The sequence below is a fragment of the Mesorhizobium sp. f-mel genome (genome assembly GCF_053850215.1).
The window spans coordinates 35,037-55,191 of sequence record NZ_JBSPTO010000011.1 but is presented as its reverse complement, the minus strand read 5'-3'; the positions used below and the strand labels follow the sequence as shown (position 1 = coordinate 55,191).

The 20,155-nt window shown below is 62.9% G+C and carries 23 protein-coding genes; 12 read left to right on the top strand and 11 right to left on the bottom strand.

Annotated features, from left to right (window positions below):
* Positions 1–138 precede the first annotated feature (138 nt).
* A complete protein-coding gene (locus ACWUKX_RS15865; protein ID WP_029347257.1) occupies positions 139–543 on the top strand; it encodes a GFA family protein in 405 nt (134 codons plus the stop codon).
* A gap of 4 nt (positions 544–547) precedes the next feature.
* Here ACWUKX_RS15865 and ACWUKX_RS15860 read toward each other — a convergent pair whose 3' ends face one another.
* Positions 548–1,822 (bottom strand): DNA recombination protein RmuC, encoded by a 1,275-nt coding sequence (locus tag ACWUKX_RS15860; protein ID WP_456007859.1) that lies wholly within the window; start codon positions 1,820–1,822, stop codon positions 548–550.
* Positions 1,823–1,926: 104 nt separating this feature from the next.
* Here ACWUKX_RS15860 and def point away from each other — a divergent pair, with 104 nt between their 5' ends.
* The 4 genes from def to truA are packed head-to-tail and all read left to right on the top strand — an operon-like array spanning position 1,927 to position 4,692.
* Positions 1,927–2,469, top strand: coding sequence for a peptide deformylase (gene def / locus ACWUKX_RS15855; protein ID WP_065011622.1), 543 nt, complete (start codon positions 1,927–1,929; stop codon positions 2,467–2,469).
* A gap of 13 nt (positions 2,470–2,482) precedes the next feature.
* Positions 2,483–3,412, top strand: a complete 930-nt coding sequence (fmt, locus tag ACWUKX_RS15850; RefSeq protein WP_456007929.1) for a methionyl-tRNA formyltransferase — start codon at positions 2,483–2,485, stop codon at positions 3,410–3,412.
* A complete protein-coding gene (locus ACWUKX_RS15845; protein ID WP_456007858.1) occupies positions 3,409–3,918 on the top strand; it encodes a GNAT family N-acetyltransferase in 510 nt (169 codons plus the stop codon). The genes fmt and ACWUKX_RS15845 overlap by 4 nt, the downstream gene beginning before the upstream one ends.
* An 18-nt stretch (positions 3,919–3,936) precedes the next feature.
* Positions 3,937–4,692 carry a tRNA pseudouridine(38-40) synthase TruA gene (truA, locus tag ACWUKX_RS15840; protein WP_456007857.1) on the top strand — a complete coding sequence of 252 codons (756 nt, stop codon included), beginning with the start codon at positions 3,937–3,939 and terminating at the stop codon, positions 4,690–4,692.
* Positions 4,693–4,792: 100 nt separating this feature from the next.
* Here truA and ACWUKX_RS15835 read toward each other — a convergent pair whose 3' ends face one another.
* The 6 genes from ACWUKX_RS15835 to dapD form a co-directional block, all read right to left on the bottom strand.
* The gene (locus ACWUKX_RS15835) at positions 4,793–5,386 is read right to left on the bottom strand and encodes a hypothetical protein (RefSeq protein WP_029347269.1); all 594 of its coding nucleotides are present in this window, start codon (positions 5,384–5,386) and stop codon (positions 4,793–4,795) included.
* A 2-nt stretch (positions 5,387–5,388) separates the two neighbouring features.
* Entirely contained in the window at positions 5,389–6,588 is a 1,200-nt protein-coding gene (dapE, locus tag ACWUKX_RS15830; RefSeq protein ID WP_456007856.1) for a succinyl-diaminopimelate desuccinylase, read from the bottom strand.
* A 282-nt stretch (positions 6,589–6,870) separates the two neighbouring features.
* On the bottom strand, positions 6,871–7,878 hold the full coding sequence (locus ACWUKX_RS15825) for a GGDEF domain-containing protein (protein ID WP_456007855.1): 1,008 nt from the start codon (positions 7,876–7,878) through the stop codon (positions 6,871–6,873).
* Positions 7,879–8,125: 247 nt separating this feature from the next.
* Positions 8,126–8,845, bottom strand: a complete 720-nt coding sequence (locus ACWUKX_RS15820) for a hypothetical protein (protein ID WP_456007854.1) — start codon at positions 8,843–8,845, stop codon at positions 8,126–8,128.
* Positions 8,846–8,866: 21 nt separating this feature from the next.
* Complete coding sequence (locus ACWUKX_RS15815) at positions 8,867–9,286, bottom strand: DUF805 domain-containing protein (protein WP_166487830.1); 420 nt, start codon at positions 9,284–9,286, stop codon at positions 8,867–8,869.
* Complete coding sequence (dapD, locus tag ACWUKX_RS15810; RefSeq protein ID WP_029347279.1) at positions 9,267–10,121, bottom strand: 2,3,4,5-tetrahydropyridine-2,6-dicarboxylate N-succinyltransferase; 855 nt, start codon at positions 10,119–10,121, stop codon at positions 9,267–9,269. Before dapD ends, ACWUKX_RS15815 begins: the two co-directional genes overlap by 20 nt.
* Positions 10,122–10,264: 143 nt before the next feature.
* On the opposite strand from dapD, the gene ACWUKX_RS15805 reads away from it, so the two are divergent.
* On the top strand, positions 10,265–11,104 hold the full coding sequence (locus ACWUKX_RS15805) for an LOG family protein (protein WP_127315468.1): 840 nt from the start codon (positions 10,265–10,267) through the stop codon (positions 11,102–11,104).
* A 44-nt stretch (positions 11,105–11,148) separates the two neighbouring features.
* Here ACWUKX_RS15805 and ACWUKX_RS15800 read toward each other — a convergent pair whose 3' ends face one another.
* Positions 11,149–11,856, bottom strand: coding sequence for a pyrimidine 5'-nucleotidase (locus ACWUKX_RS15800; protein WP_456007853.1), 708 nt, complete (start codon positions 11,854–11,856; stop codon positions 11,149–11,151).
* A 161-nt stretch (positions 11,857–12,017) separates the two neighbouring features.
* Between ACWUKX_RS15800 and ACWUKX_RS15795 the strand changes: the two genes are divergently transcribed.
* From ACWUKX_RS15795 to ACWUKX_RS15785, 3 genes are all read left to right on the top strand, one after another.
* On the top strand, positions 12,018–12,779 hold the full coding sequence (locus ACWUKX_RS15795; protein WP_287150411.1) for a GGDEF domain-containing protein: 762 nt from the start codon (positions 12,018–12,020) through the stop codon (positions 12,777–12,779).
* Positions 12,780–12,942: 163 nt separating this feature from the next.
* Positions 12,943–13,098, top strand: a complete 156-nt coding sequence (locus ACWUKX_RS15790) for a hypothetical protein (protein WP_101918682.1) — start codon at positions 12,943–12,945, stop codon at positions 13,096–13,098.
* On the top strand, positions 13,095–14,534 hold the full coding sequence (locus tag ACWUKX_RS15785) for a GMC oxidoreductase (protein WP_456007852.1): 1,440 nt from the start codon (positions 13,095–13,097) through the stop codon (positions 14,532–14,534). Before ACWUKX_RS15790 ends, ACWUKX_RS15785 begins: the two co-directional genes overlap by 4 nt.
* A 98-nt stretch (positions 14,535–14,632) precedes the next feature.
* Here the strand turns inward: ACWUKX_RS15785 and phhA are convergent, their stop codons facing one another.
* Positions 14,633–15,469: a phenylalanine 4-monooxygenase gene (gene phhA / locus ACWUKX_RS15780; RefSeq protein WP_456007851.1), complete on the bottom strand. Its 837-nt coding sequence runs from the start codon at positions 15,467–15,469 to the stop codon at positions 14,633–14,635.
* A gap of 135 nt (positions 15,470–15,604) precedes the next feature.
* Between phhA and ACWUKX_RS15775 the strand changes: the two genes are divergently transcribed.
* Positions 15,605–16,081, top strand: a complete 477-nt coding sequence (locus ACWUKX_RS15775) for an Lrp/AsnC family transcriptional regulator (protein WP_029347288.1) — start codon at positions 15,605–15,607, stop codon at positions 16,079–16,081.
* A 58-nt stretch (positions 16,082–16,139) separates the two neighbouring features.
* On the opposite strand, the gene argB is transcribed toward ACWUKX_RS15775, so the two are convergent.
* Both argB and ACWUKX_RS15765 read right to left on the bottom strand, forming a co-directional pair.
* Positions 16,140–17,033, bottom strand: a complete 894-nt coding sequence (gene argB / locus ACWUKX_RS15770; protein ID WP_029347289.1) for an acetylglutamate kinase — start codon at positions 17,031–17,033, stop codon at positions 16,140–16,142.
* Between the two features lie 99 nt (positions 17,034–17,132).
* Complete coding sequence (locus ACWUKX_RS15765) at positions 17,133–18,629, bottom strand: amidase (protein ID WP_135933837.1); 1,497 nt, start codon at positions 18,627–18,629, stop codon at positions 17,133–17,135.
* A 130-nt stretch (positions 18,630–18,759) separates the two neighbouring features.
* Here ACWUKX_RS15765 and ACWUKX_RS15760 point away from each other — a divergent pair, with 130 nt between their 5' ends.
* Both ACWUKX_RS15760 and ACWUKX_RS15755 read left to right on the top strand, forming a co-directional pair.
* Positions 18,760–19,299 (top strand): sigma-70 family RNA polymerase sigma factor, encoded by a 540-nt coding sequence (locus tag ACWUKX_RS15760; RefSeq protein WP_065011610.1) that lies wholly within the window; start codon positions 18,760–18,762, stop codon positions 19,297–19,299.
* On the top strand, positions 19,296–19,994 hold the full coding sequence (locus tag ACWUKX_RS15755) for an anti-sigma factor (protein WP_456007928.1): 699 nt from the start codon (positions 19,296–19,298) through the stop codon (positions 19,992–19,994). The genes ACWUKX_RS15760 and ACWUKX_RS15755 overlap by 4 nt, the downstream gene beginning before the upstream one ends.
* Positions 19,995–20,155: the final 161 nt, after the last annotated feature.

Sequence of the window (20,155 nt, the reverse complement as noted above, 5' to 3'; positions counted from 1 at the left end):
GGATGGAAACGATGCGGTACACCATGGCGGCGCATGGCGGGTCCCGAAAGTGATCTACGCGGCGCTCGCCACATACTATGTGTCCAAACGGGCGCACCTCGCTCAAGCATTGCCGAACGGATTTTGGGAGGAATGAAAATGAAGATCGACGGCGGGTGCCATTGCGGCGCCATCACTTACGAGGCGGAAGTCGATCCGGAAAAGACCAGTATCTGCCACTGCACCGATTGCCAGCAACTGACGGGCACGGCCTTCCGCGTGACCGTGCCGGCGCCGGAGGACCACTATCGGATCACCAAGGGCACGCCGAAGATCTACATCAAGACCGCACCGAGCGGCGCCAGGCGCGCCCAGGCTTTTTGCGGCGAGTGCGGTTCGCATCTCTATGCCACGTCGGTCGGCGACGGGCCGAAAGTCTACGGCATCAGGGTCGGCACGGCGCGACAGCGCGAACAACTGATCCCGAGAAAACAGATCTGGCACCGCTCGGCGCTGCACTGGCTGCCGGAATTCGCAGGCACGACGATCGTGGAGGAGCAGTAGCCTCTCAGTCGTCGCCTTCGACCACCCTTAGCCTCAGCTGGCCGGTCTTGGAGTCGGCGACGCGTGCGCCTGCTTCGGCCCTCGCGCCGGTCCCATGTGTCGTCCCGGCCGATCCGGCGTCTTCCTCCGTCGGCTGCGCGCCGAACTCCAGCGCCTCGATCTTCTGGCCGCGCTTGGTCACCTTCGACGTCGAGACGAGGATGTCGTCGATATCCTTCGCCGACTGGCCGAAATGGCTCTGCAGCTTGCGCACCCGCTCGTCGAGGCGCGAGACATCCTCCATCAGCCGGATGACTTCGCCCTGGATCAGATGCGCCTGCTCGCGCATGCGGGCGTCCTTGAGGATCGCCTGGATGACCTGGATCGACAGCATCAGCAGCGACGGCGAGACGATGACTATTCGGGCGCGGTGCGCTCTGTGGACAATCCCCTCGAAATTCTCGTGGATCTCGGCGAACACCGATTCCGACGGAACGAACATGAAGGCGGTGTCCTGCGTCTCGCCCTGGATCAGGTATTTTTCGGAAATATCGCGGACATGCACCTCAATATCGCGCCGGAACGCTTGTGCGGCGACCTTCTGCAAATCGGCGCCTTCGGCGGCACGGATGGCATTCCAGGCTTCCAGCGGAAACTTGGCGTCGATGGCAAGTGCGGGCGCCCCATTCGGCATCTTCACCAGGCAGTCGGGCCGGCTTCCGTTCGACAGGGTCGCCTGGAATTCATAGGCGCCGTGCGGCAGGCCGTCGGCGACGATCGCCTCCATGCGCGACTGGCCGAAGGCGCCGCGCGTCTGCTTGTTGGAGAGGATCGCCTGAAGCTGAACGACCTGGCCGGCGAGCGACTGGATGTTGCCCTGCGCCGTATCGATGACCGCCAGCCGCTCCTGCAGCTTGGCGAGGCTCTCATGCGTCGATCTCGTCTGCTCGGTCATGGTCTGGCCGAGACGGCCGGTCATCGCGTCGAGGCGTTGGCCGATCGACTGTGTGAGTTCGGCCTGCCGCGCCCCGAACACTTCGGCGATGGCGCCCATGCGGCCCTGCATCTCGGCCTGGCTTTGCAAGATACCGGCCATCCGCGCCTCGGCGTCGCGGGCGTGGTCGGCGGCTTCGGCGGCAGCCACCGCACGCGCCTTGGCCGAGCGCCACAGCGCGACGACGAGCGCCACGAACAGCCCAAGGAACAGGATCGCGCCGAATGCCAATGCGTGGCCGAGCGTGATCGTGGTGGCGCCGAGCCGGGCGATCGGTTCGGACAGGATGGTGGTCAACTCGTTCATATGGACAGCATAGATGATTCGGCCTGACGGGACAGATCAAAACGTGAACAGCGCTGCAAATGCCCCGGTTGACGCTTTTCATTCGAGGTCTTAGGTGAGACGCCATGTCGATCAAGCCGCTTATCATCCTTCCCGATCCCGTCCTGCGCCAGGTTTCAAAGCCGGTCGAGCGTGTCGACGGCGCTTTGCGCAAACTGGCCGACGACATGCTGGAGACCATGTATGATGCGCCGGGCATCGGTCTGGCGGCGATCCAGGTCGGCGAACCGCTGCGCATGCTGGTGGTTGACCTCGCCAAGGAAGACGAGACGCCGGCGCCGCATGTCTTCATTAATCCCGAAATCCTCGAGAGCGCCGATCAGCGCTCGGTCTACGAGGAGGGTTGCCTGTCGATCCCGGATTACTATGCCGAGGTCGAGCGCCCCGCCGCCGTGCGGGTGAAATATCTCGATCGTGACGGCAAGCTGCAGGAGATCGAGGCCGAAGGGCTGATGGCGACCTGCCTGCAGCATGAGATCGACCATCTCAACGGCGTTCTGTTCATCGACCACATCTCGAAGCTGAAGCGCGACATGGTGGTGAAGAAGTTCAAGAAGCTCGCCAGGGACAAGGCAGGCAACAAGGCGCCGGGCAAGTTGGTGGGATAGGCTCAAAATGCCCCTGCGCGTCATCTTCATGGGTACCCCCGATTTTTCCGTTCCGACGCTGCGGGCGATCGCGGAAGCCGGGTATGAGATAGAAGCCGTCTATACCCAGCCACCGCGCGCCGCCGGTCGCCGCGGGCTGGAACTGACGCGGTCGCCGGTTCAGCGCGAGGCGGAGCAACTGGGCGTCGAGGTGCGGACGCCGGTGTCGCTGAAAAGCGAGGTCGAGCAGCAGGTGTTCCGCGCCTTGCGGGCCGATGTCGCCGTGGTCGTCGCCTATGGATTGCTGTTGCCCAAACCCATTCTCGAGGCGCCGCGGCTCGGCTGCCTCAATGGTCACGCGTCGCTGTTGCCGCGCTGGCGCGGCGCCGCCCCCATCCAGCGCGCCGTAATGGCCGGCGATTCCGAGACAGGCATGATGGTCATGCGGATGGAAGAAGGCCTGGACACCGGCCCGGTAGCCATGGTCGAAAAATGCGCCATCGGACCCGATATGACGGCCGGCGACCTGCACGATCGGTTGATGCTCATTGGCGCCGCGCTGATGGCGGAAGCGCTGGCACGGCTGGAACGGGATGCCCTGACATTTACCATTCAGGCGACGGCGGGGGTGACCTACGCCAAAAAAATCGATAAAGCGGAGACGCACATGGACTGGACGCGGCCTGCGGGCGAAGTCCACAATCATATTCGCGGCCTGTCGCCCTTTCCCGGCGCATGGTGCGAGACCGAAATCGGCGGCCGTCTGGAACGGCTCAAACTGCTTCGCTCGACGCTTTCGCAAGGCGCCGGCGAGCCGGGAGGAATTCTCGACGACCGGCTGACGGTCGCCTGCGGGTCAGGCGCGATCAGGTTGGTCGAAGTTCAACGTGCGGGCGGAAGGCCCATTGCCGCGCAGGAGTTTCTGCACGGGGCCAAGCTCGAAAAAGGAATGAAATTCTCATGAGCATGATGTCAATACGCGCGGCGACGCCGCGAGACCGCAAGGCGATTCGCCTTGTCGAGGAACACGCATTCGGCCAGCAGGCAGAGGCCGGATTGGTCGATGCGCTGGTCAGCGGCGGCGACGCCGTCGTCGAACTGGTGGCGGAAGAAGATGGACAGGTGGTCGGCCATATCCTGTTTTCGCGGCTTTTCGTGCAGAACGGCGGCAAGAGCTTTTCGGCCGTGGCGCTGGCGCCCCTGGCGGTCGAGCCGTCATTCCATGGCACCGGCATCGGCGGCGCGCTGATCCGCGAGGCGCATATCCGCCTGAAGGAAGCCGGCGAAGCGCTCGCGGTAGTGCTTGGCGATCCTGCCTATTATGGCCGCTTCGGCTACAGCCATGCGCGCGCCGAAAAGTTCGAAAGCGAGTACCAGGGCGAAGCGTTGCAGGCGCTGGCCTGGGGCGAGGCGCCTGAGACCGGCAGGCTGGTCTACGCTTCAGCCTTTAGCTCCGCGCTCGCCGCCTAACCTCAATCCCGCTTAGGAATGCCGCGTTTTCGCCTCGACATCGAATATGACGGCAGCCCCTATGCCGGCTGGCAGCGTCAGGCAGACCAGCCTTCGGTGCAGCAGGCGATCGAGCAGGCGATCGAGAGGTTCTGCGGCGAACAGGTCTCGCTGCGCAGCGCCGGCCGCACCGATGCCGGCGTCCATGCGACTGCTCAGGTGGCGCATGTCGATCTCGTCAAGGCATGGCCTGATGACAACGTGCGCGATGCCGTCAATGCCCACCTGCAAACGGCCAAGGCGCGCATCGCCATCCTCAAGGCGGCTGTCGTGCCTGATAGCTTCGACGCGCGTTTCTCGGCGATCGGCCGCCACTATCTCTACCGCATCGTCAACCGACGCGCGCCGGCGGCACTCGACAAGGGCAAGATCTGGTGGGTGCCGAAGCGGCTCGACGCCGAGGCTATGCACGAGGCGGCAAAGGTGCTGCTGGGGCGGCATGATTTCACCACGTTTCGCTCGACCCAGTGCCAGGCCGACAGCCCGGTCCGGACGCTCGACCGGCTGGATGTCGGTCGGCTGGGTGACGTGATCGAAGTGCGAGCCTCGGCGCGCTCGTTCCTGCACAATCAGGTGCGCTCGATGGTCGGCTCGCTGAAGCGCGTCGGCGAAGGCGGCTGGACGGTTGCCGACCTGAAGGCGGCGCTAGACGCGCGCGACCGTGCAGCCTGCGGCCAGGTGGCGCCGCCCGACGGACTTTTTCTCGTCGGTGTGGATTATCCGAAGGTCGACTAAAGCGCGTCGCGTCTGAAAGGATTCATCCGACGCGCTTTAAGTTCCTGTTTTTATGCATGTCGTTGTCCCAAAACCGCTGCGCACTTTCGGGCGACATGCATTAAGCCGGCGCGCCGATGCCGAGCAGCGCCCGCAGGCCGAACACAACGACCAGCGACGCCACGAACATGCCGGCGAAGACAGCGGTACCGACAGCTGCGCCCCTGCCGATGACGACGTTTGTCATTCGCCAGGTCAGGATCATCGACAGCGCAAACAAAAGCAGCGACGCCAATACGGCGAATTCGTTGGTGGACGGCAGGAAAAGCCCGATCAACGCTGCTGGCAGCATCATCCAGGCGATGATCGCCGACGTCCAGTTGCTGGCGACGACATAGTGAACAAAACGCCCGCCAATGCCGGCGCGCGGCGCGACAAGGGCAAGGCCGACGAGCGGCAACACCCAGGCGCCGATGTCGACCGTCGCCAGACGGATCAGCATGCTGAACCGGCCCGCGAATGCACTCGGATCGCCGATCTCGTTGGCAAGGCCGACCCAACCGACGATCAGCGCCGGTGCCGCGACGACGATGGCGAAGAAGGAATTCCAGAAACCGTCGGCCGAAAGGTCGAGCTGGCGCAGCCCGTCGGCCTTGCCGAGCATCAGTCGCCAGGCGCCGGTCAGCGATGCATAGGTTTCATCGGACGAAAGCATGATTACGATGCGCCTTGCTCGAACCAGTCTTCGATGAAGCGTTGATAGATCTGCGTCAGCGTCTCGAGCTCGGCAAGCGCGACGCGTTCATCGACCATGTGCATGGTCTTGCCGACCAGCCCGAATTCGACCACTGGACAATAGTCCTTGATGAAGCGCGCGTCGGAGGTGCCCCCGGAGGTGGAAAGCGCCGGCTTCCTGCCGATCACCGCCTTGACCGAACCACTGAGCGCTTCGATCAGACGGTCGTCGCGGGTGAGGAAGACGTGGCTCGGCCGGTCGCGCCAGACAAGCTCGTAATCGACCGGCGTCGTCTTGCCGGCCCGGTATTTTTTGCGCTTCGCCGCCTTGTCGAGGCGATTGTGGATTTCCGCCTGGATGGTCTCGGCGGTCCATGTGTCGTTGAAGCGGATGTTGAAGGTGGCCGTCGCCTTTGCCGGAATGACATTGGTGGCCGGATTGCCGACATCGATCGAGGTCACCTCCAGATTGGTCGGCTGGAAGTCCTTGGTGCCGTTGTCGAAGACGGGGTGCAGCAAGGCTTCGACCAGCGTCATCAGCCCGCGCACCGGATTGTCGGCAAGCTGCGGGTAGGCGGCGTGGCCCTGGCGGCCGTTGACGGTGATGCTGCCGGACAAGGAGCCGCGCCGGCCGATCTTGATCATGTCGCCCAACGCGTCGGGATTGGTCGGCTCGCCGACGATAGACGCATCCCATTTCTCGCCCTTGGCGGCCGCCCATTCGAGCAGCTTTGTCGTGCCGTTGATGGCCGGCCCTTCTTCGTCGCCGGTGATCAGCAGCGAGACCGAGCCTTTCAGGCCGCCTTTCGAACCGAGATGGCGCGCCACCGCGGCGATGAAACAGGCTATGCCGCCCTTCATGTCGACGGCACCGCGGCCGAACATCTCGCCTTTGGCGATCTCCGCGGCGAAAGGCGGATGCGTCCATGAGGCCTCGTCGCCGACCGGCACCACGTCGGTATGCCCGGCGAACATCAGGTGCGGACCGTTGCCGGAGCGCCGCGCATAGAGATTTTCGATATCGGGCGTGCCGTCGTCCGAAAACACCGGGCGCTCGACGGAAAAGCCGAGTGGTTTCAGCATTTTTTCCAGCGTGCTCAGTGCCCCGCCCTCAATGGGCGTCACCGAGCGGCAGCGGATGAGGGCGGCGAGATTTGCAGCGGGATCGGTCGGCAACGTCATGGGCAAAAGCGATAGTCGAAAGCGCAAGGCCTGTCACGGCCAGACATAAGGGCCAGCCATCCCGCCAAGATTATGGTTTCATGCCGTATAGCCGCAGGCCTAGTGTCGCCCAAAAGCATGCCCTAGGGCTTAATCCTTGGGTGCGCAGCGGTCCTGGGACAACGACATGCATAAGAAACAAAGACTTAAAGCGCGTCGCATGAATCGCGTCATACGCGGCGCTTTAGGCGGGGATGTTGGATGGACGGAGGCGACAAAAGGCCTCAATGATCGCTGTGATCGTCAGTTCGCGGCCCGCACATGTGCCCAGTAACGGCCCTTGCCGGTGCGCTTGGCTTCATAGAGCGCGTGATCGGAACAGCTGAGAAGAATTTCAGGCTCGCCGCCGTCGGCAGGCGCGAAGGCGCTTCCAATGCTCAACCCAATGGGTATTGCGGTGCCCAGGCCAAGGTCGAAAGGTACCGAAATCTTCTCAATGGCCCGCTTTGCCAGGTAGGTGGCTTCGATCTCGGACGTGCCGGGCAGCAGGATTACGAATTCGTCACCGCCGATGCGAAAGACCACATCCCCCGGTCGGAAAGCGCGTTTCAATCGTTCGGCCACCTTGCGCAGCAGCATGTCGCCGACCGCGTGGCCGAAGCGGTCATTGACGTGTTTGAAGCCGTCGAGGTCCATGCTGAGAACGGCAAACGGCCTGCCGCCATTTGCTGCCGGCGCCGCAAGCTCGCTGCACATGCCGCGCAGTTTCTCCTGAAGGAAAATGCGGTTTGGCAGGCCGGTCAGCGCGTCCTTGATCGCCAGATCGCGATTGTCCAGTTCGGCGCGGATCATGCGGGCGTTGATCGCATGATTTTGAAGCAGCACGATGATGACGCCGGCCACATAGAACGGCACTTGAAATCCGACGATAGACATTCCGGACGCCGGAGAAAACAGCGCGCCAGCCAGGAAAGGCAGGCTTACGGCCAGCATGACGAATATTGCGTAGCGCGGGGTGGCTGCGTTGCGGGACGATACCACGCCGACGACGCCTGCGACATTCAGGGCAGCCAGCACGGCGAGCGCCATATGCCCGCTGACGACGCAGCCATAACAGCCGAGGCCGAAAATCACCGACCATGGCCCCCCGGCGGCCATGAGGCCTGCCAGCGGCCCCGTTCCCCCGCGCTTGCGGGCCCGCTCACATTCCCGCATCAGCAGGAAGCGGACGGCAAACAGGATGAGGTCGGCCGCGATCCAGGCGTAAGGCCACCGGTCGCCGGTGACGACCGCGGCGCTGACTGCCAGCACCAGGACGCTGATGCTGCCGAACAGGACAGCGAATTTGCGGTCGAAAGTGGTATCGAGAAGCCGCGCGCGGACGGCTTCCGGTTCCGCTCTGATCGGTGAAGAGAACCAGGCGAACAGCCGCGCGCCGGCGCTTCGCTTTCCGCGCGTTTTCGGGTTGGCCAGGGGTTCGTCGTATGCCAGTCGAGTGCTCCGTGCCGGTCGACACAGTCTCCACGGCGCATGCTGGACCAAGGTGATTAAGATTAGCTTAGGTACCTGGACGAGCCCGCAAGGGACCGTCGATCAGCGTGATCTTTTGCCAGATCTTCCGCGACAGGTTGGAACTCAGGGACTCGATGTCGTTGACGCCATCGACGACCACATTGTCGTTGACCGACTGGGCGAACAGCGCGGCGACCTTGCCGGTGATCGACAGCATTTCGGAGCAATAGTCGAGATAGCGGGCGAGATCGGCACGGTCGGTTATGCGTGCCGGTGAATGCGATGTCGGCTTGAAATCGGTTGAAAGCGCTGCCGGATCCTTGGTCAGCTGATGCATGTCGATGACATGGATCAGCGATCGCAAGCCGTGAAGCTTGCGAAACACCTGCTTGCGCTTGATGCGCTCCTCGGTCCGGATCAAGGCCAGGAAGCCGAGCACCGTGAGGATGATCATGTTGATCAACGATTCGATGCCTTGCACCGACTGGACGGCATCGTCGGCTCCAGAGATACGGCCGAGCGGCAGGATGGTGCCGACGAACAGGAACATCAGCGCACCGGCGGCAATGGCGGCGATGACGACGCCGCGCAGCCACCAGATCGGTGCCTCCAGCGCCTTCGCCGCCTTGGCCAGATCACGCGACAGCGACACAAGTTCTATGGCGACGCCACGCAAGCCTGCATGGGGAAACCGCTCGGCGACACGTTTTTCCAGTCGCTCGGCGGTTTCGATGATCAGTTTCGAATCAAGCGTACGGTAGCGCATGGCTAGATACCCGATCGGCGCTCAGGATTCGGCCGGCGCATTGGTGCGTTTGCCGTAGCGGTTGGGTCCGGGATCACTTTTGAAAAAGGCCAAAATGATAAGGAGAATGGCGCCGACGATGAGAGAGATCAATGCGTAGTAGGTAGGCTTGCCGAAATCGTGGAACCGCTTCGCCGTTAGCGCAAAGGTCGACCATGTCGAGACAACCACAGCGATCCACCAGGCGAGCGCCCAGTACTGACTTGCGGCGGTGCCTAGCGGCGTTCGCGAGAACTGGTAGAGCAGAAAAAGCTGAACCAGGAGCGGCAAAAGACCCGCCAAAACATAGGCACTTGGGTTCACTCGCCCGGAAAGGCTGAAGAAAAGCCATAGAAATCGAGGTCTGTCGAGCAAGCGGGTGCGTCCGTTTTTTTGCGAAGGATCAATCGCGAAGCAGTTCATTGATCGAGGTTTTGGAACGGGTCCTGGCATCGACCCGCTTGACGATGACGGCGCAGTAAAGGCTCGGACCGGGCTCGCCCTTGGGCAACGGCTTGCCGGGCATCGAGCCGGCGACGACGACGGAATTGGCCGGCACTTCGCCGTAGAAGACCTCACCGGTGGCGCGGTCGACGATCTTGGTCGACTGGCCGATGAAGACGCCCATGCCGAGCACCGAGCCCTCGCGCACAATGCAGCCTTCGACCACCTCGGAGCGTGCGCCGATGAAGCAATTGTCCTCGATGATGGTGGGGCCGGCCTGCATCGGCTCCAGCACGCCGCCGATGCCAACGCCGCCCGACAGATGCACATTCTTGCCGATCTGGGCGCAGGAGCCGACCGAGGCCCATGTGTCGACCATTGTGCCGCTGTCGACATAGGCGCCGACATTGACGAAGGACGGCATCAGCACGGCACCTGGCGCGACATAGGCGGAGCGCCGCACGATCGACGACGGCACGGCGCGGAAACCTGCCTTCTCGAAATCGATGGCACTCCAGCCGTCGAATTTCGACGGCACCTTGTCCCACCACACGGCCTGGCCCGGACCACCCTTGATGATCTCCATCGGGTTGAGCCGGAACGACAGCAGCACCGCTTTCTTCAGCCACTGGTTGACATGCCATTTGCCGTCGGCCTGGCGCTCGGCAACGCGGGCGATACCCCGGTCGAGCAGGTCCAGCGCTGACTGGATGGCGTCCCGCGTCGCGCCGCGGGTTGCCGTCGAAATCGTCTCGCGTTCCTCGAAGGCGGTTTCGATAGTCTTTTCGAGGCTCCCCAGATCGGGCTTCGACATGAATTCGCTCCATTACCAAGCTGTTAAGGGGCCGCACCTTAACCTGTTTTGAAAGTCGCCGGACCCTATGTGAAGGCTTGGTGAGGGTCAATCGCGGCTGCGTCACGGGACGGCGCAAGTGAATAATTGGACGGGCAGGTAATATGACTCCTATGGAAAAGGCGGGGTGGACGCCGCTGCCGCATTCGGACGAGGATCTGGAGCGGTCGAAAAGCGTGCCGGACACGCCGCAGACGCGTGCCGAGACCTACCGGCTGGCCTGGAACGATCCCGACTTCATGACGCGGCGCGAATTGCGCGCGGTCAGGCTGCAGCTCGAACTGTTGAAGCCGGAGATGATCCTGGCCGAGCGCGGCATCCGCTCGACCGTCATCCTGTTCGGCGGGGCCCGCATCCCCGAGCCGGACGGCGAAGCCTGGGCGGCCAAAAACGAGACGCAGAAGAAGAACCTCGAGAAAAACAGTAAATATTACGAGGAAGCGCGAAAATTCGCCCGCCTCTGCTCGCAGCAGTCGGCCACCTCTTATTATCGCGAATTCGTCGTGGTGACAGGCGGCGGACCCGGCGTCATGGAAGCCGGCAACCGCGGCGCCGACGATGTTGGCGCACCGTCGATCGGCCTCAACATCGTGTTGCCGCACGAGCAGGCGCCGAATGCTTATGTGACGCCGGAGCTCTGTTTCAACTTCCACTATTTCGCTGTCCGCAAGATGCATTTCGTCATGCGCGCCAAGGCTGTCGCGGTGTTTCCGGGCGGCTTCGGCACGATGGACGAATTCTTCGAGACGCTGACCTTGATCCAGACCGGCCGCATGGAGCGCGTGCCGGTGATCCTGTTCGGCAAGGCGTTCTGGAAAAGGGCGATCGACCTCGATTTCCTCGCCGAGCAAGGCACAATCACCCCCGGCGACCAGGACATCATCGATTTCGTCGACACCGCCGACGAGGCCTGGGGAATTATCAGCCGTTTCTACACGCTTTAGGCCGCGGGGCTGCGGTATCGATCCGGCTGCGCGAAGCAACTGCCTCAAGCAGTGACGTCGACGATCGCGGTGAGGAATTCGGCAAGATCGTCGGTGACGAAATCCACATCATCTTCATTGGCCGGGTCACGTTCCCAGATCTCCGAGAAGGTCGGCTCGAAGTTGCGTGGCACGACCAGCACCGTGGTCATGCCCAGCGATTTCGGCACGGACAGGTTGCGGGCCAGATCCTCGAACATCACCGCATTATGGCCGGTGACGGCGTGAAGTTCCGTAAATTTCTCGTAGGTCTGGCGCGCCGGCTTGGGGTTCAGCCCGGCAGCGACGATATCGAAGATGTCGTCGAAATGGTCGAGGATGCCGAGTTGGCGCGCGGTGCGTTCGGCATGCCTGCGGTCGCCATTGGTGAAGATGAACTTGCGGCCGGGAAGCTGGCGGATGGCGGTGCCGAGAACGGGATCGGGAACCAGCCAGGAATAGTCGATGTCATGAACCTTCTCGAGAAAGTCGTCGGGATCGATGCCGTGGCGCGACATCAGACCGTTCAGCGTCGTGCCGTATTCCCGGTAGAGTTCCTTCTGCAGCTTGCGGGCATCGTCGCGTGGCAGCGTCAGCAGTTCTCCGACATAGGCAGTCATCTTAACGTCGATCTGCGAGAACAGGTTCGAATGGTGCGGATAGAGCGTGTTGTCGAGGTCGAACACCCAGTCGGTGACATGGGCAAAGCGGGCCGGATCCGGGAGCGTGGTCATGCAATCCTTATGGCACGAAACCATACTTTTGGCAGAGGCTTTATCCACAACTTATGCGCGTTGCGAGTGGCGGAAATGGCGCGATGATTCAAATTTTAGGCATCGCCGAAAGGTGGCATTCAGGGCTTGCTGGCACAGAGACGGTTCAGGGGGAGCCAGCGATGAGCCGCATATTTCTGAAGTCTGCCGCCGTCGCTTTCGCCTCCCTCGCGGTCTCGCTTTTGTTGACGCTCATTGTCGTCCCGGCAATGGGCTTTCCGATCAACCGCACGATCTGGCTGACATCCACGGTCTGCCCGCTGGCGCTCGCCTGGATCGCCGGCGCCTACACGTTCTGGCAGGGCGAGAGGTTGAAAAGCGCCCATCGCGACCTCGCCCGCGCTCATGCCCAGCTCGCCGCAGCGCATCGGCGCCTGTCGGAAAAAGCGAGCCGCGACGACATGACCGGCATGCTCAACCGCGAGAGCTTCTTTGCGGCGCTCGACGCCTCCCGGCGTAAATCCGATCGCGGTGCTTTGCTGATCATCGATGCCGACCACTTCAAGATCATCAACGACAGCTACGGCCACCTGACCGGCGACGAGGCGTTGCTCCTTATTGCAAGCGCGATCGAGCGCGGCGTGCGCAGCGGCGACGTGATCGGCCGCATCGGCGGCGAGGAATTCGGTGCGTTTCTGGTCGGCGCCACCGAACAGGAAGCCAAACGCGTCGCCGAACGCATTCGCCGTGAAGTCGAACTGATCCGCTTCCGTCCCGTCGATGAGCGGGTCATACCCCTCACCGTCAGCATCGGCGGTGTCACCTGCGGCGCGGATGCCGGCGTATCGGATCTGATGCGTGCCGCCGACCATCGCCTTTACCAGGCCAAGCATCGCGGCCGTAATCTGACCATCCTGGACAGGGACATTTCCGAAGCGGCCTGAGCGGTCTCGCTCATTAAGGAAATCCTAACGCTGTTTGGACTCAGCCAGACCGCTTACACGGCTCAAGCAAAGTGTGGCGCTAGGTTTGGCACGGAATTGGCTTCTCCTGGCGAGTATGTTCAGGGAACGCCATGCGTGGATCGAAGCCATCGAGAGACGTGCCATGAGTTTCTTCACCAAGAAAATATCGCGCCGCACGATCGTGCAGGCGTTGATCGCATTGCCGGCCCTGTCGCTGTTCCGCAAGCTGCCCGATACCGATCCGGACGCGATCGTCGAGGTCAATGGTTGGATCCTCAAAAGGAGCGACCTCACTTGATCTTCGACAGTTATGAGGCATTTCGCGCTGCGAACTTCGCCGCCAAGGTCTGCATACTCGGCTCCGGGCCAGCCGGCACCACGATTGCCAGGAAGCTTGGCGCGGCCGGCATTCCGGTTGTAATGCTGGAGGCCGGCTCCCGCGAGTTCAGCGACGATTCGCAGGATTTCTACCGCGGCGTCACGGTCGGCGATCCCTATTTCGATCTCGACATCACCCGGTTGCGCTTCATGGGCGGCAGTTCCAATCACTGGGCCGGCTGGTGCCGGGTGCTCGACAGCCAGGACTTCGAGCCCAAGGCCTGGGCGCCGGATACCGGCTGGCCGATCAGCCGTGCCGACATCGAGCCTTATCTGCCCGAAGTCCAAGACATCCTGGAACTTCCCGACTTCCGGCCGGATGTGCCGATCTCGGACGACATTCGCTGGGTGCAACTGATCAAGAGCCCAGCCGTACGCTTCGGCGAAAAATTTGTCGACGAACTCGATAAGAGCATGAACGTGGCCGTGGTGCTCAGCACCTATGCCACCGAGCTTACCGGCGACGGCAAGAGGGTGACCGGCGCCAAACTGTGGTCGAACGGCCGGGATGCCGGCTCTTTTACCGCCGACTATTTCATCGTCTGTACCGGCGGCTTGGAAAACTCGCGGCTGCTTCTGTGGTCGAACCAGCGCTCGAACGGCGGCGTGGTGCCGAAGGCGACGGCGCTCGGTCGCTACTGGATGGAGCATCCGACTTTCGAAGGCGGCAATGCCATCCTCGCCGACTATAGCGAGTTCGAGGTCGACGCCACCAACGAGGCCTTCTTCTCGCCGACGCTGGCGGCCATGGAGCGCCTCGAGATCATGAATTTCGGCATCAGGCTGATCGAGACGCCGTACCCCGGCATCAAAAGCGTCATCGCCGACCTCGCCTGCACGGCGCCGGAGATGGCGGAATGGCTGTCCTATCAGCTCAGCCAGAACCTGCGCTGCGCCGCCCAGCTCTATGTCGCCTGGGAACAGGCGCCGCTGGCCTCGAACCAGATCCGGTTGTCGAAGACCGACGTCGACCAAGCCGGCGTGCCGCGCATTGAACTGCAATGGAAAAAGTCGGAGCTGGAGCGCCGCACGCTCCTCGAGGGCTTGAGGCTGTTCGGCAAGACGCTCGTCCGGAAGGATCTCGGCCGGGTGCGCATCGCCGACTGGCTCACCAATGGCGGGGACTATCCGACGAACGAGGAACTGGCCGGCCACCACCACATGGGCGGCACCCGCATGGGCGCGGACGTGACCAAAAGCGTGGTGGACGCCAACTCAAAGGTGCACGGCATGGACAATCTCTATGTCGGCGGTTCCTCCGTGTTTTGCACGTCCGGCGAATGCAACCCGACGACGACGATCGTCGCACTGGCCTGCCGGCTGGGCGACCACCTCGGCAAGGTCATCGGCGTGTAGAAGCCCGGCTCAGCCGCCCTGCCGAGGGAATCGCAATCAAAGTGCACCACCAATGACGCCCGCGCCGATCGGCTGCGAGCGTCCGAGCCTGCCCAGGCCTAAAGTTTCGCAGGGTCGAGCGCCGGCTTGCCCTTGTGTCGTCCGACGATCGCTGCCAGGCCAGCGACGTTCTGGAAGGCATCGCGCAAAACGTCGAAGGACGGCAGCACGAAATAGGCGCGCTGGAACTTGTCGATCTCATAGCTGGTGCGCATCACCGTTTCCAGATCGAAGGGGACATGGTGCGCGTCCTTGCTTTCAATCGCGAATTGAAGTTCCGCAAAGGACGACATCAGCCCGGCGCCGAAAGCCTTCAGCGGTTGGCCTGGTTCCTGGATCAGCCCGTATTCGACAGTGTACCAGTAGAGGCGGCTGATCATCTCGTCGCCGCCGAGCGCGATCAGATGCTCGGCCTTCTCGCCATACATCTGCATGAAATCGGCAAAGACCGGCTGCGTCAGCGCCGGCACATGGCCGAAGAAGTCGTGGAACATATCCGGCTCGACGATGTAGTCGAGCTCTTGTTTCGTCCGCAGCCAGTTGGTCACCGGAAAGCGGCGGTTGGCGAGGTGGACGAAGAAGGCTGGTGCGGGAATGAGGCCCGGCACGGCGACGATTTCCCAACCGGTAAGCTTGCGCAGCTTTTCGCTGACGACACCGAAATCCGGAATCCTGTCGAGCAGGCCCAGCGTGGCGACGCCGTCGAGATAGGACCGGTGTGCCAACTTTTTAGTCAGCTTCGTCTGGCGGTCGCACAGTGTACGCCACACCGCCTGCTCGTCAGCGGTGTAGTTGTAGCTCTGCTCCACGGTGAAATCGGCACGGCAGACCGAATAGTCGCCGCGAAGGCCTTGCGCCGCGCATTCGCGGGCGTAATCGGCAACGCTCATCGTCATGGCTGTTCTCCCTGGAAATCACGACTAACATTAGAAAAGTTTAGCCGGGTCCGGTGAGGCAAATCCGCTTTGATGATGGCCCGAACAGGCGATTTGAGGTAAAAGCCACCACAGAAAAGCTGCAGGAGAGTGAAAGTGCCTCAGTTTGACGATTTTGAGATCAAGATGCTCGATATCTTGCAGCGTGATGGGCGCAAGCCGGTGTCCGAACTGGCCCAGGAGATCGGCCTTTCGACGACGCCATGCGCGCGCCGCTTCGAGGCTCTTCAGAGCGCCGGCATCATCAAGGGCTTTGCCGCTGTGCTCAGCCGCCGCGCCATCGGCCTGATGGTCGAAGTGTTCATTCAGGTGCGCCTGGTAACCCACAGCGACGGTTCGCCCGAAACCTTCATCGCCGCCGTGCAGCGCATGGACGAGGTGTCGTCGTGCTGGACGATGACCGGCGATTACGATTTCCTGCTGCATGTGATGGTGCCGTCGGTCGACGAGCTCAACGCCTTCGTCATGCACCGGCTGATGCGGCTCGACGGCGTGCGCGATGTCCACACGCAGCTCGTGCTGCAGAACATCAAGGGGCCGGGCCACGTGCCGCTTGGGCACCTCAGGCGGTGAGTTCGCCCAGGCGCCTGCGCCGCCCTGGATTTCTGGCCGACAAGCTGTCAGCCTGCGCTCACGGCACGATCAGCGTGCCGGCGCCGTGTTCGGTAAACAGTTCGAGCAGTACAGAATGCGGCGTCTTGCCGTTGAGGATGACGACGCCTTCGACGCCGCGCTCGATCGCCTCGATGCAGGTCTCGACCTTTGGGATCATGCCGCCCGACACCGTGCCGTCCCTGATCAAGGCCTTCGCCTCGGCCACGGTCAGCTCATCGATCAGCTTCTTGTTCTTGTCGAGCACGCCGGGCACGTCGGTGAGGAACAGAAGGCGTGTCGCCTGGCAGGCGCCGGCGATGGCGCCGGCAAAGGTGTCGGCATTGATGTTGTAGGTATGGCCGTCGCGGCCGGGCGCCACAGGCGCCAGCACCGGGATCATTTCGGAGCGCGCCAGAAGGTCGAGCAACGTGCGGTCGACCTCGACCGGCTCGCCGACAAAGCCGAGATCGAGCACGCGCTCGATATTGGAGTCCGGGTCGATCAAGGTCTTGCGTGCCTTTTCGGCGAAAACCATGTTGCCGTCCTTGCCGCACAGGCCGATGGCCCATTCGCCCTCGGCATTGATCAGCGCCACGATTTCCTTGTTGATCGAGCCGGCCAGCACCATCTCGACGATCTCGACCGTCTTCTGGTCGGTGACGCGCAGGCCGCCCTCAAACTTCGATTCGATGCCCATCTTGCTTAGCAGGGCGCCGATCTGCGGCCCGCCGCCATGGACGACGATCGGATTGACGCCCGATTGTTTCAGCAGCGCGATGTCGCGGGCGAAGGCCTTGCCGAGCGCAATATCGCCCATGGCGTGGCCGCCATATTTCACCACGACCGTCTTGTTTTCGTAGCGCTGCATGTAGGGCAGTGCCCTCGAAAGCAGCGCGGCCTGCATTTCGGCGGTGGCGGCGACGTCCGTCATCGGCATGGTTCCCAGCTTGGCATGAACGGCGGCGTCTTAGCGGGAATTGGAGCAGGGGGCAAACGGCTTTGCTGTCACATCAGGTGGAATCGGCCCGCTTTATGCCGGCATCCGCAGCGGCGCCCGCCGCGCCTGCCATCCCGAAATCTTCTCCATTTGCGCGGCGAAGGACAACAAGGTCTCCTCATCGCCGGGTCGGCCGGCGGCCTGGATGCCGAGCGGCAGGCCGGCATCGGTGACGTGAACAGGCAGCGCGATCGACGGCTGGCCGCTGACGTTCTGGATCGCCGGCCAGTGCGTGAACCACAGGCTTTTGTCCATCAACTGGCCGAACAGCGGCTTGAATTTCAGCAGACGGGCGAGGCGCAGCCTGTCGAGGACGTCCTCTATGAACGCGTCGGCGCCCTTCGGGTCCATGGCCCCGCAGGCGAGCGGCGGATGGGCGATAACCGGCATCAGCACGGCATCGTACGGCGCGGTCTCGGTGATCAGGCGGCGCGACGTGGCATGCAGCCGCTGCAGGCCGGCATAGATCTCGCCGGCCGAGACGATCTCGCCGAAGCGGCTCATCAGACGGGTGGCGCGCTCGACGTCGCCCGAAACGGAGCGGCCGACACGCAAGACCTCAATGCGCATCGCGCCGGCGACTGCTGCAGCCACCGTCCTGGCGAAATCGGCGATGAAGTCGCGACCGATATAGGGGAGATCGATCTCCTCGATCGTGTGGCCACCTTCGCGCGCCAATGCCACAGCGGTGTCCAGCGCCGTCAGCGTCTCGGCCGATATCGGCAGGCCGAGCGGCGATTTCCGGTAGACGGCCAGTTTCAGCTTGCCGGGGTCACGCACTGCTGCGGCGGCAAAAGTTCCTCTCGGCGGCGGCGCCGCATACGGTGACAGCGGATCGGGTCCATGGGTTAGGTCGAGCAGCAAGGCCGAATCCCGGACCGAGCGGGCAACGGCGTGGTCGACGACCAGACCGTACCAGCTTTCGGTGACGAGCGGCGACAGCGGCACGCGGCCGCGCGAGGTTTTCAGTCCGACCAGCCCGGTGCAGGCGGCGGGAACGCGGATCGAGCCGCCGCCATCCGAAGCATGTGCCACCGGCACGACACCGGCCGCGACCAGCGCCGCCGCACCTCCAGACGAGCCGCCGCTGGTATGCGCCGTATTCCACGGATTGCGGGTGATGCCGAAAGCGGCGGATTCGGTCATCAGCCTCAGCCCATGTTCGGGCGAGGTGCTGGTGGCGATCGGGACAAGGCCGGCGGCCAGATGGCGTTCGGTCATCACCGAATCGAAATCGGCAACGAAAGCCGGAATGCGGCTGCCGCCATGCGTAGGCACGCCTTTCATGGCAATGCCGAGATCCTTCAGTGCAAAGGGCACACCGGCCAGCGGCAGCTTGCGGTCGATGGTTTTCGCCCGCGTCCGCGCCGCCTCGTAAAGCGGCTCGGCGATGGCGTTGATGTCCGGGCGGGTGGCCTCGGCTCGCGCAATCGCCGCATCGACGAGCTCCTGCGGCGCGATCTCGCCCTTGCGCACCAAGCTGGCAAGCCCGGTTGCGTCGTGCTCCCACAAGACCCGTTCAACCGACATTGCCGCTCTCCCCGCTATGAGAAGGCTAGCGGTTGCGGATTTTCTTGGCAATCGAAGTCGACGACGCTCCCGGTGCACAAGAACGCTTCGGCCGTTGCAAATACATTGCAATTGCCTAATTTGGCAGCCGATGACGCCGCAGGACATCAGCAACCTGATGGTCCGGACTTCGATGAAGGACCGGGCTGCGTTCGATCTGCTCTACCGGCAGACCAGCGCGAAACTTTTCGGCGTCTGCCTTCGTGTATTGAAGGACCGGGGAGAGGCAGAAGAGGCGCTGCAGGAGGTCTTCGTCAAGATATGGACGAAGGCGGACCGTTTCGCCGTCTCGGAGCTAAGCCCGATTTCCTGGCTGGTGGCCATTGCGCGCAATCATGCGATCGATCGGATAAGGGCGCGGCGAGAGCCTGCCACCTATATCGATGCTGCGCTCGAGGTGGCCGATCCGGCACCGGGACCGGAGGCTGCGGTTGTTGCGGGCGGTGAATCGGAGCGCATCTATCGTTGTCTCGATGAATTGGAAAAGGACCGGGCGGCGGCCGTCCGGGGCGCCTATCTCCAGGGCGAAAGCTATGCCGAACTGGCCGTACGCCATGGCGTGCCGCTGAACACGATGCGGACCTGGCTGCGGCGCAGCCTGTTGAAGCTCAGAGAGTGTCTGGAAAGATGACGCTGGCACAGGATGACGGACCGGAACCTGGGGGCGACGACCTGTTCGCCGCCGAATACGTTCTTGGTGTGCTGGACGCGGACGAACGCGAGATCGCGTCACGCCGTATCGACGCGGACGCCGCTTTCGCGCGCCTTGTCGATGCCTGGGAGGCGCATCTTTCGCCGATGGCCGCCGCCTATCCGGAGACAGAGGCCCCGATCAGGGTCAAGGAGGCATTGGATCGCCGGCTGTTCGTCGCAGCGCCTCGCGCCGGCCTCTGGTCGAGCCTTGCCTTCTGGCGCGGTCTTGCCGCCGCTTCTGTCGCGGCGCTGGCGATCTATATCGCCGTGCCGTACCTCAACCCGCCGGCCGAGCAGCCGCGGCTCGTCGCCTCGCTGGCTGCCGATGGCAGCGACGTCAGATACCTCGCCGTCTATGACGCCGCCCATCGCGAGGTTGGCTTGTCGCATGTCTCCGGCGAGCGCGCCGCCGGCAAGGATTTCGAGCTGTGGATGATCGAGGGCAAGAACGCGCCGGTCTCGATGGGCGTCATCCCGGCCGGTCAGACCGCGCGTATGACCATCTCCCCGGCCGTGCAGGAAAAACTTGCGCAAGGCGCCGTTCTTGCGGTCAGCCTTGAACCGGCCGGCGGTTCGCCGACCGGCCAGCCGACCGGCCCTGTGGTCGCTGCGGGCGATCTGAAGAGCATCTGATCGCCTCTGTCTGCCGACTTTTCGAGAAGATTTTAAATCTATCGCCTGTGGTGACGTTAGCTTGGAAGCATGCAGGCTGTAAGGTTCCTGCCCTGAAAATCATGCTCGCCGTTATAAAAAATAAAATTTTCTTCTGAACGGCGAAACTCGGGCATTTATCC

Coding starts and splice junctions, on each gene's coding strand:
- ACWUKX_RS15845 (WP_456007858.1), top strand. CDS start 3,409: ATGAGCATGATGTCAATACGCGCGGCGACGCCGCGAGACCGCAAGGCG.
- ACWUKX_RS15865 (WP_029347257.1), top strand. CDS start 139: ATGAAGATCGACGGCGGGTGCCATTGCGGCGCCATCACTTACGAGGCG.
- ACWUKX_RS15860 (WP_456007859.1), bottom strand. CDS start 1,822: ATGAACGAGTTGACCACCATCCTGTCCGAACCGATCGCCCGGCTCGGC.
- truA (WP_456007857.1), top strand. CDS start 3,937: ATGCCGCGTTTTCGCCTCGACATCGAATATGACGGCAGCCCCTATGCC.
- ACWUKX_RS15820 (WP_456007854.1), bottom strand. CDS start 8,845: ATGCGCTACCGTACGCTTGATTCGAAACTGATCATCGAAACCGCCGAG.
- ACWUKX_RS15800 (WP_456007853.1), bottom strand. CDS start 11,856: ATGACCACGCTCCCGGATCCGGCCCGCTTTGCCCATGTCACCGACTGG.
- ACWUKX_RS15835 (WP_029347269.1), bottom strand. CDS start 5,386: ATGCTTTCGTCCGATGAAACCTATGCATCGCTGACCGGCGCCTGGCGA.
- dapE (WP_456007856.1), bottom strand. CDS start 6,588: ATGACGTTGCCGACCGATCCCGCTGCAAATCTCGCCGCCCTCATCCGC.
- dapD (WP_029347279.1), bottom strand. CDS start 10,121: ATGTCGAAGCCCGATCTGGGGAGCCTCGAAAAGACTATCGAAACCGCC.
- ACWUKX_RS15805 (WP_127315468.1), top strand. CDS start 10,265: ATGACTCCTATGGAAAAGGCGGGGTGGACGCCGCTGCCGCATTCGGAC.
- argB (WP_029347289.1), bottom strand. CDS start 17,033: ATGACGGACGTCGCCGCCACCGCCGAAATGCAGGCCGCGCTGCTTTCG.
- ACWUKX_RS15790 (WP_101918682.1), top strand. CDS start 12,943: ATGAGTTTCTTCACCAAGAAAATATCGCGCCGCACGATCGTGCAGGCG.
- ACWUKX_RS15755 (WP_456007928.1), top strand. CDS start 19,296: ATGACGCTGGCACAGGATGACGGACCGGAACCTGGGGGCGACGACCTG.
- phhA (WP_456007851.1), bottom strand. CDS start 15,469: ATGACGATGAGCGTTGCCGATTACGCCCGCGAATGCGCGGCGCAAGGC.
- ACWUKX_RS15760 (WP_065011610.1), top strand. CDS start 18,760: ATGACGCCGCAGGACATCAGCAACCTGATGGTCCGGACTTCGATGAAG.
- ACWUKX_RS15765 (WP_135933837.1), bottom strand. CDS start 18,629: ATGTCGGTTGAACGGGTCTTGTGGGAGCACGACGCAACCGGGCTTGCC.
- ACWUKX_RS15795 (WP_287150411.1), top strand. CDS start 12,018: ATGAGCCGCATATTTCTGAAGTCTGCCGCCGTCGCTTTCGCCTCCCTC.
- ACWUKX_RS15815 (WP_166487830.1), bottom strand. CDS start 9,286: ATGAACTGCTTCGCGATTGATCCTTCGCAAAAAAACGGACGCACCCGC.
- def (WP_065011622.1), top strand. CDS start 1,927: ATGTCGATCAAGCCGCTTATCATCCTTCCCGATCCCGTCCTGCGCCAG.